Genomic DNA, 18,143 nt, shown 5'->3' with positions numbered 1-18,143 from the left:
TCCTCGTCGTCGAGGGTCTGACGGCTGCCGCTCGACCAGCGGCCCGATGGTCTTGTGGTGCCCAGTCGGGGCGTGATGTGGTTGGGGGGAGTTGGGCGTCGGGGCGGCTGTGGGGGCTCCTTGACAAAATAACTGAGTCTGCTCATAATTGAGCTAACTCGGGTCAATCCGGGAAATCGACCCGGAAGGAGCCCCACCCATGAGGGCGTTCACCATCTCGAGCTACGCGTCCCCACTGCACGAGACCGAGGTGCCCGAGCCCGTCGTCGGCGCCGGCGACGTCCTGGTGCAGGTGCAGGCCGCCGGCCTCAATCAGCTCGACGAGAAGATCCGTCTCGGCGAGTTCAAGCAGATCCTCCCTCACCGGTTGCCGATCATCCTCGGCCACGACGTCGCCGGCACCGTGATCCGCGTCGGCGCGGATGTCCGCAGCTTCAAGCCCGGTGACGAGGTCTACGCGCGTCCTCGTGATCACCGGATCGGGACCTTCGCCGAGCGCATCGCTCTCGCAGAGGCGGATGTCGCGCTCAAGCCGGCGTCGATCAGCATGGTGGAGGCAGGATCGCTGCCGCTCGTCGCACTGACCGCCTGGCAGGCCCTCGTCGAGCTCGGCGACGTGCAGCCCGGTCAGAAGGTCCTCATCCACGCCGGTGCGGGCGGGGTTGGATCGATCGCGATCCAACTCGCCAAGCAGCTCGGTGCGGAGGTCGCGACGACGGCCAGCGCCTCCAACGCGGACTTCGTGCGCGAACTCGGCGCGGACACCGTGATCGACTACCGCACCGAGGATTTCGAGCAGTTCCTCCGGGGATACGACTTCGTGCTCGACAGCCTCGGCGGCGAGAACCTCGAGAAGTCGCTCCGCATCCTCAAACGCGGTGGAACGGCCGTCGGCATCGCCGGACCGCCCACCCCGGACTTCGCCCGGTCCGTCGGTCTCAGCGCGGTGCTCCGGCTCGCGATCTCCGCACTGAGCGGCAAGATCCGCAGGCAGGCCAAGCGGCTCGGCGTGAGCTACCGGTTCCTCCTCATGCAGGCGAGTGGTGACCAGCTGCGCGAGATCACCGCCCTCATCGACAGCGGCGCGATCCGTCCCGTCGTCGGACGGGTGTTCCCCTTCGACGACACGGTGGAGGCCCTCGGCTCGCTCACTGGCGGCGGCATCCGCGGCAAAGCGGTCATCGCGGACTAGTCAGTGATGACAGCGAGAGTGCACAAAACGCTCCCAAACACGAGGTTTGGGAGCGTTTTGTGCACTCTCGGGAGGGGTCAGGCGAGCTGCGGATAGACCGCCTCGAGTGGGGCGCTGAGGGCGGCCTTCAGCTGCACCGAGGTGTCGTCCGCGAGGACTTCGTACTCACCGGCCTCCGTCGCGTCGAGCACCTTCGTCACGAGGACGGCGGGATCGAGCTTCGGGTCGGTCGCGCCGGCGGCCATGGCCGTGTCCACGTAGCCGACGTGCACGCCGACGACGTGCACGCCTGCGGGGGCGAGTTCGAGGCGCAGCGAGTTGGTCGCGGACCAGAGTGCGGCCTTCGTCGCGCTGTAGATTCCCGCGACGGCGTACCAGCTGAGGGCGGAGTGGATGTCGATGATCGCGGATCCGGTGTTGGCGGCGAGGATCGGTGCGAACGCGCGAGCGAGGAAGAGCGGGCCGAGGAAGTTGGTCTCCACGTTGGTCCGGATCTCCTCGTCGGTGTGCGACAGGATGCCGGGTGTCGACGCGTTCGTGCCGGCGTTGTTGATGAGGATCGTGACGTCGGGGGCCGCGGCGACGACGGCGGCGATCGAAGCGGGGTCGGTGACGTCGAGCGCGAGCGGGACGACACGCTCGTCGTCCCAGGTGCGCGGGTTCCGAGCCGTGGCGTAGACCTTGCCGGCGCCGCGCTCGAGGGCGTCGCGGACGAAGTCGGTCCCGATGCCGCCGTTCGCGCCGGTGACGAGGACGACTGCTCCGTTGAGTGAGGGCATGTGGTTGACCGTTCTGTTCGAATGAGTGGTTCCGATGTGGCCGTGGAACAATGAGCGACATCCCGTGATGTCGCGATCCACTGACTATGCTCACAACTGAGCGCAATCATCTTGTATTCCCGAAGGACACCCATGACCGCCGAACCCCGGCCGCTCGGTCGCCGCGAGCGCAACAAGCTCGACAAACTCGAACGCATCACCGCAGCAGCCGGCGAGCTGTTCGCCGAGCACGGGGTCGACGACGTGACCACGCAGCAGATCGCCGACCGTGCCGACATCGGCACCGGCACGCTCTTCCTCTACGCGAAGACGAAGGGTGAGCTCCTGCTGCTCGTGCAGAACTCCACCTATGCGGATGCACTCGTCCGCGGGGTGGCTGACGCTGACGCCGCCGCCGACCCGCTCGATGCGGTCATGGCGATCATCCGTCCGGTCGTGGAGTGCAATCGGAAGCAGGTCGACAACGGCCGCACCTACCTGCGGGAGATCGTCTTCGGCGATCCCGAGGAGCCGTATCACCGCGCCGCGCTCGCCCTCACCGTGCAGACCGAGGAGGCGATCGCCGCGGTGCTGCGACGAGACGGCCTCATGACCGCCGAGCGTGCCGCGACGACGGCGCACATCGTGTCCGCGATCATGTTCGTCAGCATGGCGGCGACGATCAACGTCGGCAACACCATCGACGAGATCGTCGCGGAGATCGAGGCACAGGTGCGGGTGATCCTTCCGAGCTGAGCCGGGAGCCGTCCTGCAGATGACCCGCAACGTGGACCGCGGGCGGGTTTCAGACCGCGAAGTCGCTCGGCCACCCGTGCTCGGCGAGCGACCGGCGGACACGCTCCACATCCTCGTCACTCGGCAACTCCGCGGTGACCCGGGCGATCGCCGTGGCGACGTCGACCCGACTCAGCGACGCGTCGCCCTCCGCCGCGAGGCGCGCGCCCACCTCAGCCACCTCGGCATCGGTCAGCCGACGACGGAGGAGCGCCACGAGCGGGACGAAGTCCTGCTCGGGGAATCCTGCAGGGTACCCGGCTCGAAGCCAGCGCACGATGCGGGCGACCAGCCCTCCGCGTTCCTCGAAGAGGTTCGCGCGCGCCTCCCGACCGACGTCATGGTCGGTCGCCACCGCGCGGACGTCGTCCGGGCTCCCGAGCGGCCACCCCGCGCTCGCGAGCCGGGCGGAGACGCGGACGAGGTCCTCCGGGAGCGCCGGACCGAGGAGGAGCTGTTCGACACGCGCCCGCAGGCGATCGTTGCCGACCTGCTCACCGCTCGCATCGGCGTTCTCCGCCTCGATGAGCAGTCCTTTGACGACCTGGTCCAGCTCCTCAGGCGTGAGACTCCGTCGGAGGATGCCGAGCAGCGGCACGTAGTCGTGCTCGGGCACGCCCGTCGGGTATCCGGCGCGGAGCCAACCGACGACGCGCGCCACCACGCCGGACCCGCTGCCAGCGACATCGACGCCGGCCACGTCTGCGCCGGTCGCGTCCACACCGTTCTCGTGCGACACGATCAGTCCTTCGGGGTGAAGGTCGGGATCACGTGTTCGAAGCTGACCTCCTGCCCCAGACCGGTGGCCACGATGATCGTGAGGCCGACCAGCACCGCGGCGACGACGACGGCGAAGCACAGCACGCCGATGGCACGGAGGAGCGCCGACGGGAGCGTCGGCGTGGCCGGCGCGCTCCGGTCTTCGGAACCGGCACCTCCGGCGACCGCGAACGAGCGGACACCCAGCGCGAAGAGCGCGGGAAGACCTGCTCCGAGCACGAGCGCGATGACGGCCACCTGGCCGGCGGCTTCGAGGAAGAGCATGAACATGTCCGACGTCCTTACGCTGCGGTCTTCTGCGACGAACGGGCGGGGGCGTCCTGCCAGTCGTCGTTCACGTTGTGGGATCCGATGCTGTCGCGGCGTGAGCGGAGGTAGATGGCGAGTGCGACACCCGCGAGGATCGCGACCATGAGGATCCCGCCGATCGCCCCGCCCGCGAGGTGACCGAGCCACCACATCACGGCGCCCACGAGCGCGGCAGCCGGGAGGGTGATGACCCAGGCGACGACCATCCGGAGCGCCACCCGCCAGCGCACCTGCGCCCCCGGTCGTCCGACCCCGGAGCCGAGGATCGATCCGGTCGCGACGTGCGTGGTGCTGAGCGCGAAGCCGAGGTGACTCGAGGCGAGGATGACCGCGGCGGAGGAGCTCTCGGCGGCCATGCCCTGCGGCGTGTTCAACTCCACGATGCCCTTGCCGACGGTGCGGATGATCCGCCACCCGCCGATGTACGTGCCGAGCGAGATCGCGAGGGCACACGCGAGCTTCACCCAGAGTGGGACCGACTCGGTGTCGTCCCAGCCGCCGGCCGCGATGAGCGCGAGGGTGATGACGCCCATCGTCTTCTGTGCGTCGTTCGTGCCGTGGGCGAGGGAGACGAGCGACGCGCTGCCGATCTGCCCGATCCGGAAGCCGCGGTGGAGACGTCCCTGAGCGAGGTTGCCGATGACCCGGAAGACGAGCCAGGTGCCGATCGCAGCCACCGCGCCGGCGAGCAGGGGCGACATGAGGGCCGGCAGGATGACCTTCCCGACGACGCCGTCGAGCTTCGAGCCGTCACCGGCCCAGTTCACGCCGTTCAGGCCGAGGCCCGCGAGCGTCGAGCCGATGAGACCGCCGAAGAGTGCGTGCGACGAGCTCGACGGAAGACCGAGCAGCCAGGTGAGCAGGTTCCAGATGATGCCACCGATGAGCCCGGCGAGCACGATCAGCAGGAGTGCCGAGCCGCCGCCCTCCAGCAGCGCCGGATCGGGAGCTCCCGACGAGTCCTGGATCTTCACGACCGCGTTCGTGACGGTGAGCGCGACTTCGATGCTGAGGAACGCGCCCACGAGGTTCAGCACCGCCGAGAGGGTGACCGCGACCTTCGGCGGCAGCGCACCGGTGGCGATCGAGGTGGCCATCGCGTTCGCCGTGTCGTGGAATCCGTTGGTGAAATCGAAGGCGAGCGCCGTGATCACGACGAGCGAGAGCAGGATGATGGGGTCCACGGCGACGAGCTTGCTCCTCGATCGCGGGATCGACAACGGGTGAGCGGGCGGATTCACCCGTTGTTCACGTTCCGTGGCGACTCAGAGGGTGACGAGGAAATCGTCGGCCGGATCCGCATGTGCAGTCCGGCCCGGGTCAGGCGAAGCGGTTGGAGAGCACCGTGCCGATCGAGTGCTGTCGGAGGTCCTGAGCGACGAGGAGCTCGCCGGTGACGAGGGTCTCCGACTGATCGAAGTACTCGATCAGTCGGCGGCACAAGAGCGGCACATCGACCTCACCCGACACGTCGATGCCGTTGCGGGAACCGAGTACGTCGAGCAGACCGGCCGGATCCGCGTCGACATCACCGTCTACGAATTCCAGGGTGGAGACGGCTACTCGCAGAGCACCGAGACCCACTACATCGACGACGTCAAGCGCAAGGCGCCGACGGGCCACTTCGAAACCGGGCAGGACAACGTCCCCTGCAGCGAGGACTTCCAGGTCCCGGTGGGGTGACACCGTCCACGCGAAGCGCTGACGACGGCGTCGCCGAGGTGGGCGCCCTTCGCGGGGCCCGATGTCGGCGGCCCGTCGTAGGTTCGGGATCGTGCCGGAACGTGTGGAAGCGTGGTGGGCCCGCCGTCAATGGTCGAAGGGCCTCGACACGCCGTACCCGGTGGGCGCCTACCGGCAGGCCTGGGCGTCGTTCCCCGCGCTGTGGCGTCAGTACCACGCGGATCTCAACGCCGGAATCGTCCTGAGCCAGGTGCCGCCGGCTGCCGACGTCCTCCTGCAGTGGCAGTGCGACCGCGGACACCGCTTCGTCGCGATACCGGCGGAGCAGCGCTCGCGGCCCGGACGCGAGCGTCGCCGCAGCGCGTGGTGTCCGGAATGTTCCGACGAGGCCGATCCGTCGAAGATCGTCGCGTTGCCGATGCGGGAGTCGGTGACCGATCCCGTGCCCGCGGTCGCCGGGATCATCCGGGAGCGTCGCGCGCGGCCGAAGGCGTCGCTGTGCGAGAAGACCCCCGACCTGCCGGTGGGGGAGGCCTTCTTGTCCGTGTGCGCGCCGAAACCGGCGTCCGCTGTCGAGGCTCAGCTGCGCGCGGACGTCCATGAGCGGCTGGCGCTGACGGAGGGACTGAACGCGGTGCGCGTGCAACGTCCGTTCTTCCAGCACCTCGAGGTGTGGCCCGACCTCGTCTACCCGGAACTGCGCATCGCCATCGAGTACGACAGCATCGGCCGGCACGGTCTCGAGCACGTCGGTCGCCGTGAAGCCGTCGACCGACGGAAGGACCGCGCGCTGCGCTCGGCCGGCTGGGAGGTCATCCGTCTCCGGACCGGGAAGCTCGAACCGCTCGGTCCTCACGATCTCCAGCTCTCCTCCTGGAACCGCCGAGCACTCGACCGGCTGGTCGACACGCTCAGGGCCGTCCGAGGTCCGTTGCTGGTCGACGCGTATCTGCGGTGATCCGCAGGTGCGACGACCGGCCGATGATGCGTTACTCTCGACGCAGAGGGAAAAATCCCGTCGTGCTCCGGCCGACGGAAACGCGCACGCGGCTCGTGGGAGTCGTCACTTCTTCATCGAAGGAGTGCGCCCATGCCCGAACCCTCAACCTCCACGGCTGTCGAAGACTCGCCGCCACGCCTCCGCGACGCCTGGGTCGCGCTGGCCGGCCTCTCGGCCGTGTTCCTGTTCGAGATGCTCGACAACTCCGTCCTGAACGTCGCGCTCCCGACCATCGGCCGTGACCTCACCGCTTCCACCGCGTCACTGCAGTGGGTGTCGGGGGCGTACTCGGTCGCCTTCGGTGGTCTGATGCTGCTCTTCGGTGCGGTCGCCGACCGGTTCGGCCGGCGTCGGGTCATGCTGATCGGCCTGACGCTGCTCGCCGTCGTCAGCGTGCTGACCGTGTTCGTCGCCTCGGTGGAGCAGTTGATCGCCGTGCGCGCGCTCATGGGTGTCGCCGCGGCGATGACGACTCCGGGATCGATGGCGTTGGCGTTCCGCCTGTTCGACCGGGACGACCTGCGTGTCCGCGCGCTGACGGTCATCTCGACCGCCGGGCTGGTCGGCCTCGCCGCCGGGCCGACGATCGGCGGACTCGTGCTCGCCGTGGCGCCGTGGCAGGTGCTCATCGTCGCCAACGCGCCGATCGCGGTGATCGCCTGGATCGGGATCCGTGCCGGGATCGGTGCCGACGAGCGGTCGCACCTGCACCGTGACCGGATCGACGTGCTCGGCGCTGTGCTCGGGACTGCGACCGTCGTCGGTGTGCTCCTCACGCCGACCCTGTTCGTCGCCGACACCGACGTCGCTGCGGGCTGGGGTGCGGCGGCGGCAACGGTGACCGCCGCGATCGGCTTCGTGGTCAGGGAGCGCACCGCCCGCCACCCGTTGCTGGATCTCCGTCTCGTGGCTCAGCCGCTCGTGGCCTCCGGTTTGGCGTACAAGGCTGCCGCCGGGCTGGCGATGGCCGGGCTGTCGTACCTGGCGACCCTGCAGCTGCAGTTCGCCTGGGGGTGGCCGCCGGCCCTGGCCGCTGTCGCGATGCTCCCGCAGGTCGTGGTGCTGTTGGCGGGCGGTCGCTTCGTCGGTCCGTTCGTGCACCGCGTCGGTCTCGATCGGGCGGCCTGGATGAGCGCCGCCGCCGTCGTGTCGGGGCTCGCCGTGTTCGCGCTCCTGAGCCGGTTCGGCTATCCGTGGGTCCTCGTCGCACTCGTCCTCGTGGCCGCCGGGATGCGGGTGGTCGGCGTCGTCGCCGGCAACAACGTCCTCCGCGGGCTTCCGGCGGACCGCACGTCCATCGGTGCGGCCCTGGTCGACACCGCGAGCGAGATCGCCACCGCTGTCGGGATCGCTGCGACCGGGACGATCCTCGCTGCGGTCGTCGGCGACGGTATCGCGACCGAGCACTTCACCCCGGCCCTCGTCGCGTCGTTCCAGCAAGCGGTCCTCATCGCGGGATCGACCATCACCGCCCTCGCTGCAGCCCTGGTGGCTGTCGGTGTCCTCCGTTCACATCACCTCCCATCTCAGCCCGCAACCCAGGAGCCTTCCCATGTCTGACCGCATGCCCCGTCCCCCGTTCGACCCCGAACTCGCCCCCTTCCTCGCCGCGCTCGAGGCGCGCGGGCCGTTCACCCTGACGACCGAGATGCTGCCGAGGATGCGCAGCCTCGACACGACCGAGGAGGCCCTCGACGAACGGCTGCGCTCGCGGGGGTTCGAGCGGCGCTCCCTCACGGTGCCCGGCCATCTCGGGGATCCGATCACGCTCGCGGTCATCCAGCGGATCGGGCGCTCGGGCGCGACGACGGCGGTCTACACGATCCACGGCGGCGGGATGATGTTCGGCCATCACCTCGGCAACCTCGAGTCCTACGACGACTGGCTCCTGAACGACCACGACGTGGTGCTCATCAGCGTCGACTACCGCCTCGCCCCCGAGTACCCCGACCCGTACCCGGTGGAGGACTGCTATGCCGGACTCGTCTGGGTCGCGGAGCACGCGGATGAACTCGGCATCGACCCGGACCGCATCGTGATCGCCGGGCAGAGCGCGGGTGCCGGGCTCGCCGCGGGGACCGCCCTGCTCGCCCGAGACCGCCGTGGGCCGGCCCTGTTCGGGCAGATCCTCGTCTCGCCGATGCTCGACGACCGCGATGCCACCGTGTCGACGATGCAGATCGACGGGGTCGGGGTCGCAGATCGGCAGATGACGCGGTTCGGCTGGGATGCCTATCTCGGACACCGTCGCGCCGGTGAGGACGTGTCCATGTACGCCGCCCCCGCGCGGGCTACCGACCTCGCCGGTCTTCCGCGCACCTACATCGACTGTGGTAGCGCCGAGGTGTTCCGAGACGAGACGGTCGCCTACGCCAGTGCGATGTGGGCGGCCGGCGGCGATGCCGAACTGCACGTGTGGCCGGGGGCGTTCCACGGCTTCACGAGCATGATGCCGGCCGCCGCCATCTCGCGGACCGCCATCGCGGCCCTGGGTGATTGGACGACACGGCTGCTCGGAACATCCGTCGACGAGGTCGCTGTGCCTGCTGCATCATGAACCGGTGAACTGCGTCACGGTGTCCCAGGCGAGCTTCACGATGAGGATGGACAGGGTCACCAGGAACACGATGCGCACGAAGCCGCTTCCGCGTTTCGTCGCCATCCGGGCACCGATGAACCCGCCGGTGATGTTCATCACGGCCATGGCGAGACCGAGCGCGAGCAGGACCTCGCCGTGCACGCCGTACACGACGAGGGCGGCGAGGTTCGTGGTGAGATTGGCGATCTTCGCGTTCACGCTGGCCTGCAGGAAGCCGTACCCCAGCACGCCGACGATGAGGATGACGAAGAACGAACCCGTTCCCGGCCCGAGGATGCCGTCATAGAAGCCCACCAGCAGGCCGATCATCGCCGCCCGCCAGGCGACCGCGCTGGCACGGTCATGGCGGGGTTCGTGGTGCAGGCCCATGGTGGGCTTGAACAGGGTGTACAGCGCCACGGCGATCACGGCGACGAGCACGACGGGCGTCAAGACGTCGCGAGGGACGTACCGCGACAACGCGGCACCGGCGGTCGATCCTGCGTAGGCCCCGGCGACGAGAGGCACCAACAGCACGAGCTGCACCCTGATCTTGCGCAGGTACACCCAGCTCGCCGACAGGGTGCCGAAGAAGGACGACAGCTTGTTCGTGCCCAGGATGAACGGGGTCGCGACGTCGCTCGGAACGGCGATGACGAGCGCGGGCAGCTGGATCAGTCCACCACCGCCGACGACCGCGTCGACCCAACCGGCCACTCCCGCCGCCACGAGGAGGAGGATGAGCGCGGCCACCGAGACGGGGAGCCATTCGGCGATCAGCGGTCCATCGAGCACAGTCGCCCAGCCTAATCGTCAGGGTGACGATCCAGAACGCGGACGTCGAACGGGGTCTTCGAGGGTCCCGGCGATCCTGATGCATTCACATCTGCTTATATGTACAGATGAACGAGGATCTCGAACCTGCTGCCGAGTTGTTCAAGGCGCTGTCCTCCTCCTCGCGGTTGCGGTTGCTGCGCATCCTGGCCGGCGGCACATCCACGGTTGGTCAACTCGCCGAACAGAGCCAGTTGTCGCAGCCGTTGGTCTCGCAGCACCTGCGGACGCTGCGCTCAGCCGGCCTCGTCTCGGTGCAGCGGATTGGTCGAGAGGCGCACTACGACGTCGCTGACGTGCACGTCTCGCACATCGTCGACGATGCCGTGCAGCACGCGCTCGAGGGATAGCGAGAACCACTATCGATTAGCTGCATGTATTGCAATTCGCTTATGCGTGAGATGTACTGGTCAAGCGTCGCCGTCCATCGCGACACCCGATCTCCTCCTTCGAAAGGCAACCATGAGCACGACTGACATCCACGCCGAGCACTCCGTCACCGAGCACGAGCACGGAACGGATTGCGGCCACGAGGCCGTCCAGCACGACGACCACACCGACTACGTGCACGGCACGCACCACCACGCTCTGCACGACGGTCACTACGACGAGCACGAGAGTGTCGCCGAGCACACCGTCGCCGACCACGAGCACGGTGCGGCGTGCGGTCACGACGCCGTCGACCACGACGGTCACGTCGACTATCTCCACGACGGCCACCAGCACGCCGCGCACGGCGAGCACTACGACGAGCACTGAGCACTCGTCGTCACACGACGCACGAGGGGGTCGGCTTTCGAGTCGGCCCCCTCGTGCTGTTGACGGGCTGGCGTTCGGTCGGTCACCCATCAGGCGTTGTTCCTCGGTGGCCGTTACGCTCGCTGCATGGAACCGGACTGGATCGAACATCGGCGCTCGGAGGACCGAGAGCGGCTGGGGTGGATGAAGTCTGTCGGTGAGGGGTTCGTCGTCATCGATCTCCTGGGGCGTCAGCGAACCGAGGCGCTGGATTGGTTCCATGCCGAGGAGGCGCTCGACGAGATCGGCATGGGCTATCTCGCCGACCCGCACGAGCTTCGTCTGGAGGACGGCTCCTGGTTGCGGGTTCGGATCGCAGAGGTCTCGACCGCCGGTGTCCGCGTGAAGAAGGACGATTGGGGCGACATGACCGCCACGCAGCTGTACTACGAGGTGTCCTTCCCCGTGACCGAGGACCAGCTGCGACCGTTGCCTCGCTGAGCGGCGCGGTGGCCCGCCCGCTCCGGGCCACCACGGCCGGATGTCGGGATCGCCGTCAGCGGGGCGTGGAGCAGCGTTGTCAGTCGGACACGCGTCGGCGGGAGCAGAGGTGCCGTTGGCCGAACTGTCGACACTCCCGCCGGTGATCGGATTCAGCTCGATGCGACCGGGTCATCATCCCGGGAACGACCGTCGGCCGACGCTGTCGGTGGCTGCTGTCCGCCACATGGAGGCGTGAATCCGTGCGCGGACGTGTCGTCGTGACCACAGGCGTGCGCTGCTCGAGCCGCTTCGCGCCCTATCACGCTTGACGATGTCGACCATCCTCGCCATCATTCAACAACGATCGACGGTAACGGACCGCCGGCACCCTTGAGAGAGAAGGCCCCGATGTCCACCATGATCTTCGTCAATCTTCCCGTCAGCGACCTGGACCGGTCACGGGTGTTCTTCGAGGCACTCGGGTACTCGATCAATGAGGGGTTCAGTGACGAGAACGCCATCAGTGTGGTCATCAGCGACACGATCACGGCGATGCTGCTCACGCGGGAGTTCTTCGCGGAATTCACGAGCAAGTCGATCATCGACGCCACCACCTCCACTGAGGTGCAGCTCGCGCTCAGTGCTGAGAGCAAGGACGACGTCGACTCGATCGTTGAGAAGGCCATCGCGAGCGGGGCTACGCCTGCCGGCGAGCAGGACCATGGCTTCATGTACTCGAAGAGCTTCGACGACCTCGACGGTCACCACTGGGACTTCGTCTGGATGGATCCGGAGGCGGCCGCCGGCGGCGCGCCGGAGATGACCGTCGAGGAGATGCGGGCGAACACGACGCACAGCTGAGCGCGTTGATGGACGAGCTCAAAATCCGTCGGGCCGTCCTGGCGGACGCAGCCGCGGTGCTCGCACTGTTCGATGAAGCGATCGCCTGGTTCGTGCGGATCGGCAACACACGGCAGTGGGGTGTCGAACCTGCATCCGGGCAAGAGCGCTGGATCGCGCGTGTCGAGCAGTGGTGTGCCTCATCGGATGCCTGGGTCGCCGAACATCCCGCGGTCGGCGTCTGCGGAGCGCTCGTGCTGGGCGAGGCGCTCGAGTACGTGCCGGCCGCCACCGAGCCGGAGGTCTACGTCCGAGTGTTGATCGGCTCGCGCGATGTCCGTGTGAAGGGCACCGGTCGCCACTTGTTGGCATTCGCAGAGGAGCGCGCGCGGGCCGCCGGGGTCGGTCGCATGCGGGTCGACTGCTACGCGGGAGGCTCGGGGAATCTCATCCGTTTCTATGAGGCCGCTGGTTTTGAGCGTGACCTGACGTTCACGGTCGGCGACGGGACTGACGCGTGGCCGGGCCAGGTGTTGTCACGGCGAGTCGATGTGGCGAACGACCTGGCGTGATGAGGCCGTGAGTGCCGGGGAACGGAGGAGGCGCGTGACACCTGCCGAGTAGAAGGGGTGGTCGGTCCCGCTGATCGACACCCACCGAACAGGGCTTCCCTCATCCAGGACGTGCAGTTCGGCATCGAGCGGGATGGCATCGATCTCGGCGGACTCGACGGCGAAGATGTGGGCGATCTCGTGGCCTGGCTCACCTTCGTATTCGAAGATGTTCTCCGCGACGTCGAGGAGGGTCACACGGCCCAGTGTGACGCCGAGCTCCACGACGAACTCTCGGCGCAAGGCGGCTTCCGCGGTTTCACCGAACTCGATACCGCCCCCGATCGCGGGATGGAAGGCCTGGTCCTTCACGGTGTCCACGCCGTTCAAGACGAGTACGTGACCGTCTCGGATGGGAAGGCCGACGGAGATGTTCCGAATCGAGGGCATGTCGTCGACTCTAGAGCGACCGCTGACCTGGTGTATGGAGCGGATGACGGGAATCGAACCCGCGCTATCAGCTTGGGAAGCTGAAGTTACCAATTGTCGGCTAACTGGGGCTCACCGAAGCGCACATCCGCGTGATTCCAAGGGAGGGTGAGCCGTGGTGAGGCGTGGTGTGCTCGAATTTGGGGTGAGAAAAGGGTGAGCGGCAGGAACGAGCAGATCGGAAGGCGAACGATGCCGGGGGAGGGGGATCGCGCGCCGGCCCCCGTCAACTTTCCGACTACTCACACCCCGGCGACTCCGGCGAGGAACGCCGCTCAGCTTGCAGCTGCAACTTCCGCAGGAAGAGGTCCGGCGAGGCGCAATCGTGAGATAGCAGCGAAACGAGCATGCCTGGCTTGATCGCGATGTCGAGTGCGTTCGCTCCCGATTGCCCCGACGTGTCGACAGCTCGGGAGCGGCGGACCTCGCATGACGACGATTCCATGCGCTTGGCGCGTCGTGGAGCACGACACGATGACACCGCATCTCCGCGTGCGCGCAAGCACCGCACCGCCACCGGACCACGTCGACGAGTCCGCCTGACTCTCCGCCTGACGCCCGGACCACTGAGCCAGAGGATGGTGCGCTGACAGCAAGAAAGGCCAGCTCGTCGGACTCGCGCGCATCGGCAGAGACGAGTTCCGGATTCGAAGTCGCCCCCCCCACGCAAGCACAGCGCGGCTCAGTTATCTGGGGCTCAGGCGGGCCGCGCGCTGCTCGTCGCTACCGCGGCCGTGAGGTCCTCGCAGTCGAGTGCAGCACGAAACGTCGTAGCATTCGGGGCGATCGAGCACCCCCTCCCGCGGGAGGGGGGAGACGTGAAGGCCTGGTGTGCTCAAACGAATGGCGGGAGAGGGCGAAAGGACTGGGCATCTCTCGAAGTGAATGGCATCCGGGGGCACCACGGTCGTCAGGGCCGCCCACCGGGAGGATCCCACTGTAGTTGAGCCTGTTCAGCGCAACGGTTTGCCCACGCCGCACTGGAGATCAGGACTTCGCCGCCACTGATTGCGCCTGATCAGCTTGCCTCCCTTGCAATCCGCATGTCATCAGCGACAATGAGATCGTGTCGAAAGTTGAAAAACTCGCAATAAACGCCGTAAGTGATCGGATCGAGCTCTGCCCACACCTTGAGGGATTCGTCGATTCGAACGACAGAACTCCAATCACTGATGGACATGTTGACATTCATTCCAGCGAAGAGCACAGCAACTCTACCCGCATGGGCCGGGTGCCTGTGCAGGTCAAGGGACGAACCTCTACGCGAACGCTGAAGCGAAAACGCGACACCGCGAGCTTCCAAGTAGATCGTGATGTATTGACATTCTTCAGAGGCGAAGGTGGCGGGGTGTACTTCTATGTCTCAATGAGCTCAGATAGTGCAGATCGAAGCATTCTCTATGCCATTCTACTGCCTCATAAAATTGACAGACTGCTCAACAATGGTAATCCAAGTCAGAAGAGTTTTGCAGTCTCTCTGCGACGACTTCCCGAAGATCCTCATCATATTGAGAAGATCTTCCAATTGGCCCTAGAGGGTCGCAAACAAGGCAAGCTAGAAGGAATCGACTCAAACGTTCTGCAAGGACTTCGCAGCATTACAATCCACTCGATCGATGCCATCCATGAGGATCGTCCGACGGTCTTCAACCTCGACGAGACGGACTTCGCCGTAACAATCGAAACCGCCGATGGAATTCGCATGCCCTTTGACATGGATCTCACGGTGTATCCTGCGAGCTATGTGCCACAAAAGAGCGGAATTGAAATTCAATGCGGGACAATCACCTATTCACAATCGACAGTCCAGCAGGTTGACCCGAAGACCATTCGGTTCCAACTCTCAGAGGGGCTCTCGATACGAGCAGAAGAGGGCGAGCTTTCACTGGAGACACACGGTGCCGAGTTCTCGCACACCAGCCCTCGCGCGCAACTGAAGGAGCTTGACTTCTTTCTTGCAGCCTTGCGGGGTGAAGCACTCGTTATCGATGGCATATCACACATCTCGGGTTCGGCATCACCTGATCGCACGAGGCGTCTCTCAGACGTCCGTGATCGGCTAAATCGCATCATGGAAGTACTAGATGCTCTCGGAATCGACGAACAAGTCTTCGACGACTACACTCTCACAATTCAAGACCGAAGAACGCTTCTCCATCTCCATAAAGCTCTCGTCCTAGACCAAGAAGTCGGAGGTCAAACGGATGGGTTTGGGCGCTATGATTTCAAACTTGGGCAATGCAATATCGTCACCCTCATCGCGCCCGGTTCAAGTAACGATAAACAACGCATCATTGACCCCTTTAATCCAGCGATGCGTGCCCGATTCCGCATGTATCGAACGGCTGAAGATCAATCTGTCGAGGAATTCGTTGATGGAACAGTCTATGATTCGTTAGACGCGGCGGAGATGGTTGCCACACTGAACCTACACGTTCACGCGATCGCTGAGGCTTATGATGCCCTTGGCAATCGAAGTGCCACTGTTGCGTCAGCCAATCAGACGCTACTGAACTTTCTCAGGGCTGCCGATATGGCGAGCGGATGGAGCCATCGCAACCTACTCGAAGGCGCGGCCATCCTGAGTGACTGGCTGGTTTCGAACGGCGAGGACACCCTCGTATACCAGATCAATCGATGGCAAGTTCGGCGCCGACGGGGTCAGTTCACCGCTGAGGATTCCACGGAGGTTCGGCGTGCCCGGCGAGCACTGCAACGGACAGTGTCAGAGGATGCGATCCTGCGCGAAGCATGCTTAGTCATCCTCCTCGAGGATCCCGAAGAGCTAGCGCTTGTCCTAGACGAGTTGTCTGCAGATCAGCTCGATGCCCTACGGAGCTGGCCAATATGGTCACTGGTCGCTCGTGATGGAGGTCCTCCCCTCTCCGCCTAGGCCGAGCAGCCCGTCAGCGTCGAATTCCCCGAGAGAAGGCAGTTCCTCGCGCGTATTGCGGGTGCCGACTCCTGGCGCGGCGGTCTCATCCAGATCATCTGCCGCGGTCAATCCAGGGCACACGCGACCGGGTGCTGGGGCAGCCGCAGGTGTTGTTCTGGCATGAGGCGCGGTGGCATGGTGCCCGATCGTCGGCGCGGATCGGTATCGAGGTCTGGCGGGTGGATACGAGTCGGGCTGACGAGGGGTCGGCGCGGTATGACTTGCGGCGCGCCGCAGATGGAGGGTGTGCGCTCGCGGTCGCCTGGACGTGAGCTTCTCCCACCTTCACGTCGCGTCACACCTGTCGCCGCACTACGGGTTGACATCGTCGGCCGGGCTTGCCGCGCAGGCAGTGAAGGATGGGGTGCGGTTTCTCGGGTTGGCCGATCGTGGCGACCTCCGGAGCGCCGGTAGCGGAACCATCGAACCAACCGCTGTCCCTGTTCTGTCAGCTGGACGCAGGCCGCCTACCGCGGCCGCACGTCGATCCGACACAGCACCTGCAGTCGCGCCGGTGAGTCCTTGTTCACACGGTCGACCGTCGCCCGGAGCTCAACCCCGGACTCCACAAGCTCGCTGACTTGCTCGCAGAGCCAGTCCGGCACCCAGCCGATCGGTCGGCCCTCCTGGGCGTCGAGGAGCACCGCCCGAGCATTCGCCGGATTCGCGGGGTCGGGTCGGAGTTCGAGTTGGTCGCCGGCGCTGAGCGCAGCGACGAGGACGCCCGCACCCTCGGTGTGACCGATTCCGGAGACGAAGAACCGGCTGGAAAATTCATCCCCCTCATGGACCGGGGCTTCGACGATGTGGAAGGTATCGGTCGCACGGCCACCGCCCGAGCGGACGAGGACCTCCATTGGGATGTCTTCCGCGGACACCCCGGTGAGGCCGAGGCGGTCGAGGTAGTCGGCGTACGACACACGGCCAGTCGACATCACACGGTTCTGGAAGAACACCGGCAGCGCGTCCGACACGTAGGACTCGCCGAAGTCCGGGTACTCGTCCAGAGGCACGAACCCATCGGTGGACTGGGCCTGAGCGGTGTATTCGAAGACGAAGCGGCCGTTGTCGAGCTGGTCGAGGGTACCGACGGGCGAGAAGCGCCGCGATTCGGGGTTGCGCCACACGACGCTGAGACGACGAAGAACTTGCGCGGGCACGTCGGACGCCACTCGATCATGCAGTTGGGTAGTCATCAAGAAGCCTCCTCCGGTTCACGAGCAGCAGCTCTGAGACGAACGTACGGGTGACCCCCGACATTAGCGGGCCCGGTACCGCTTCCAGAATAGGCTCGACGTCCTTCTCTGAGAACGCCTCGAGAGCATTTCCCCAGTGGTCTCGTGCCGCGGGGCTTGTGAGCGACAGTGCCTCGTGGGCCAGCGACACGAGCGCAGGTTTGCCAGCGAAGTGGTGGCTGCACCCTCTCGCGGCCCATCGTTCGAGCGCTTCCGTTGAATCGAGGCACCGTTGGCGCTGCTCGTCGTGCTCCTGAAACCCCAGTGCGTTGCCGTGGTCGTACGACGCAGCGAGGAAGCGCCCGGTAGGGGTACTGATCACGCCCCAGTTCTCGTGGTGTCGGTCTCTCCCTGCGACGAGCGCGTCGAGCAGGAGGTAGCCCGCCCACACGTCGTAAGCGCTGAACCCGGCCGGCACGAGCTCGGTGGCTGGCGAAGCAACATCCGTCAGGGCAGTCGCCACGTTGGACGGCGTGTACGCAGGGTTGTTGCGGGAGGTGGTGGTGTCGTAACCCTCGATGCGCGCGGCCATCACGCTGTTGCCATGCACGAGCCGGCCATTCTGAGGAACGACGCTTCGCGACACGATCCCCCGCCGCTCCTCGCACACCGCCGGACGGATCACCGCCGCGGGGACCCCAACGACCTGCGCAACCTGGCAGACGATCCACTCGGCCCAATCCTCGCCGAGCACACGGCCGTTGACCTGACGGACGAACTTGAAGAGCCAGGCGGTCTCGTCATCAGGATTCTCGACCCAGAACTTCTCCTTCGTGCCGAGCGGCTCGTCTTCGGCGTTGAAATCGCTCTGGACGACGTTCACGACGTCCCAGGCACTGTGACGATCGGGGTCTTCCACGTGGCGACCATACACGGCCCACGGGCAGCACGCGCAGCCGCCCAACGGGGCCGACGCACTGCCCGGATGCGCGATTGGCTACCC

20 protein-coding genes are annotated in these 18,143 nt (G+C 66.1%); 12 read left to right on the top strand and 8 right to left on the bottom strand.

All coding sequences use genetic code 11. The annotated features are described in order from the left end of the window. Nucleotides 1–199 precede the first annotated feature (199 nt). Nucleotides 200–1,192 (top strand): NADP-dependent oxidoreductase, encoded by a 993-nt coding sequence (locus RWN05_RS00465; protein WP_079001041.1) that lies wholly within the window; start codon nucleotides 200–202, stop codon nucleotides 1,190–1,192. A gap of 77 nt (nucleotides 1,193–1,269) precedes the next feature. Here RWN05_RS00465 and RWN05_RS00460 read toward each other — a convergent pair whose 3' ends face one another. Then, nucleotides 1,270–1,971: an SDR family oxidoreductase gene (locus tag RWN05_RS00460; RefSeq protein ID WP_079001043.1), complete on the bottom strand. Its 702-nt coding sequence runs from the start codon at nucleotides 1,969–1,971 to the stop codon at nucleotides 1,270–1,272. Nucleotides 1,972–2,103: 132 nt separating this feature from the next. Here RWN05_RS00460 and RWN05_RS00455 point away from each other — a divergent pair, with 132 nt between their 5' ends. Further along, complete coding sequence (locus RWN05_RS00455) at nucleotides 2,104–2,706, top strand: TetR/AcrR family transcriptional regulator (protein ID WP_079001045.1); 603 nt, start codon at nucleotides 2,104–2,106, stop codon at nucleotides 2,704–2,706. Nucleotides 2,707–2,755: 49 nt separating this feature from the next. Here RWN05_RS00455 and RWN05_RS00450 read toward each other — a convergent pair whose 3' ends face one another. The 3 genes from RWN05_RS00450 to RWN05_RS00440 are packed head-to-tail and all read right to left on the bottom strand — an operon-like array spanning nucleotide 2,756 to nucleotide 5,018. After that, entirely contained in the window at nucleotides 2,756–3,484 is a 729-nt protein-coding gene (locus tag RWN05_RS00450) for a DUF3349 domain-containing protein (protein ID WP_240555658.1), read from the bottom strand. A 2-nt stretch (nucleotides 3,485–3,486) separates the two neighbouring features. Continuing rightward, nucleotides 3,487–3,795: a hypothetical protein gene (locus RWN05_RS00445; RefSeq protein ID WP_314137794.1), complete on the bottom strand. Its 309-nt coding sequence runs from the start codon at nucleotides 3,793–3,795 to the stop codon at nucleotides 3,487–3,489. A gap of 11 nt (nucleotides 3,796–3,806) precedes the next feature. Beyond that, nucleotides 3,807–5,018 carry an anion permease gene (locus RWN05_RS00440; protein ID WP_314137793.1) on the bottom strand — a complete coding sequence of 404 codons (1,212 nt, stop codon included), beginning with the start codon at nucleotides 5,016–5,018 and terminating at the stop codon, nucleotides 3,807–3,809. 172 nt (nucleotides 5,019–5,190) lie between these two features. On the opposite strand from RWN05_RS00440, the gene RWN05_RS00435 reads away from it, so the two are divergent. The 4 genes from RWN05_RS00435 (at nucleotide 5,191) to RWN05_RS00420 (ending at nucleotide 9,074) form a co-directional block, all read left to right on the top strand. Continuing rightward, a complete protein-coding gene (locus tag RWN05_RS00435) occupies nucleotides 5,191–5,517 on the top strand; it encodes a hypothetical protein (RefSeq protein WP_071261609.1) in 327 nt (108 codons plus the stop codon). A gap of 91 nt (nucleotides 5,518–5,608) precedes the next feature. Beyond that, complete coding sequence (locus RWN05_RS00430; RefSeq protein ID WP_314137790.1) at nucleotides 5,609–6,475, top strand: hypothetical protein; 867 nt, start codon at nucleotides 5,609–5,611, stop codon at nucleotides 6,473–6,475. Nucleotides 6,476–6,607: 132 nt separating this feature from the next. Beyond that, nucleotides 6,608–8,077: an MFS transporter gene (locus RWN05_RS00425; protein WP_314137789.1), complete on the top strand. Its 1,470-nt coding sequence runs from the start codon at nucleotides 6,608–6,610 to the stop codon at nucleotides 8,075–8,077. Then, on the top strand, nucleotides 8,070–9,074 hold the full coding sequence (locus RWN05_RS00420) for an alpha/beta hydrolase (RefSeq protein ID WP_079001055.1): 1,005 nt from the start codon (nucleotides 8,070–8,072) through the stop codon (nucleotides 9,072–9,074). Before RWN05_RS00425 ends, RWN05_RS00420 begins: the two co-directional genes overlap by 8 nt. Here the strand turns inward: RWN05_RS00420 and RWN05_RS00415 are convergent. After that, entirely contained in the window at nucleotides 9,069–9,890 is an 822-nt protein-coding gene (locus RWN05_RS00415) for a TSUP family transporter (protein ID WP_314137787.1), read from the bottom strand. The genes RWN05_RS00420 and RWN05_RS00415 overlap by 6 nt on opposite strands. Before the next feature lie 107 nt (nucleotides 9,891–9,997). On the opposite strand from RWN05_RS00415, the gene RWN05_RS00410 reads away from it, so the two are divergent. From RWN05_RS00410 to RWN05_RS00390, 5 genes are all read left to right on the top strand, one after another. After that, nucleotides 9,998–10,279 (top strand): helix-turn-helix transcriptional regulator, encoded by a 282-nt coding sequence (locus tag RWN05_RS00410; protein ID WP_064295041.1) that lies wholly within the window; start codon nucleotides 9,998–10,000, stop codon nucleotides 10,277–10,279. 112 nt (nucleotides 10,280–10,391) lie between these two features. Beyond that, nucleotides 10,392–10,688, top strand: a complete 297-nt coding sequence (locus tag RWN05_RS00405) for a hypothetical protein (RefSeq protein ID WP_064295040.1) — start codon at nucleotides 10,392–10,394, stop codon at nucleotides 10,686–10,688. A 126-nt stretch (nucleotides 10,689–10,814) separates the two neighbouring features. After that, entirely contained in the window at nucleotides 10,815–11,168 is a 354-nt protein-coding gene (locus RWN05_RS00400; RefSeq protein WP_314137785.1) for a hypothetical protein, read from the top strand. A 390-nt stretch (nucleotides 11,169–11,558) separates the two neighbouring features. Next, nucleotides 11,559–12,011, top strand: a complete 453-nt coding sequence (locus RWN05_RS00395) for a VOC family protein (RefSeq protein WP_314137783.1) — start codon at nucleotides 11,559–11,561, stop codon at nucleotides 12,009–12,011. An 8-nt stretch (nucleotides 12,012–12,019) separates the two neighbouring features. Further along, nucleotides 12,020–12,562: a GNAT family N-acetyltransferase gene (locus tag RWN05_RS00390; protein WP_314137781.1), complete on the top strand. Its 543-nt coding sequence runs from the start codon at nucleotides 12,020–12,022 to the stop codon at nucleotides 12,560–12,562. Here the strand turns inward: RWN05_RS00390 and RWN05_RS00385 are convergent. Next, on the bottom strand, nucleotides 12,527–12,991 hold the full coding sequence (locus RWN05_RS00385) for an NUDIX domain-containing protein (RefSeq protein WP_314137780.1): 465 nt from the start codon (nucleotides 12,989–12,991) through the stop codon (nucleotides 12,527–12,529). The two genes, RWN05_RS00390 and RWN05_RS00385, sit on opposite strands and share 36 nt — an antisense overlap. Before the next feature lie 1,105 nt (nucleotides 12,992–14,096). Here RWN05_RS00385 and RWN05_RS00380 point away from each other — a divergent pair. Beyond that, nucleotides 14,097–15,923: a hypothetical protein gene (locus tag RWN05_RS00380; protein ID WP_314137778.1), complete on the top strand. Its 1,827-nt coding sequence runs from the start codon at nucleotides 14,097–14,099 to the stop codon at nucleotides 15,921–15,923. Nucleotides 15,924–16,432: 509 nt separating this feature from the next. Here the strand turns inward: RWN05_RS00380 and RWN05_RS00375 are convergent. Together RWN05_RS00375 and RWN05_RS00370 are read right to left on the bottom strand one after the other, a co-directional pair. Next, nucleotides 16,433–17,161 carry an HIRAN domain-containing protein gene (locus tag RWN05_RS00375; RefSeq protein ID WP_314137776.1) on the bottom strand — a complete coding sequence of 243 codons (729 nt, stop codon included), beginning with the start codon at nucleotides 17,159–17,161 and terminating at the stop codon, nucleotides 16,433–16,435. Further along, nucleotides 17,142–18,059 (bottom strand): hypothetical protein, encoded by a 918-nt coding sequence (locus RWN05_RS00370; protein ID WP_314137775.1) that lies wholly within the window; start codon nucleotides 18,057–18,059, stop codon nucleotides 17,142–17,144. The genes RWN05_RS00375 and RWN05_RS00370 overlap by 20 nt, the downstream gene beginning before the upstream one ends. Nucleotides 18,060–18,143: the final 84 nt, after the last annotated feature.

This window comes from uncultured Plantibacter sp., assembly GCF_963518075.1.
Lineage (GTDB): Bacteria > Actinomycetota > Actinomycetes > Actinomycetales > Microbacteriaceae > Plantibacter > Plantibacter flavus_A.
The sequence above is the reverse complement of the archived record's forward strand: the minus strand, read 5'-3'. Positions and strand labels throughout refer to the sequence as shown.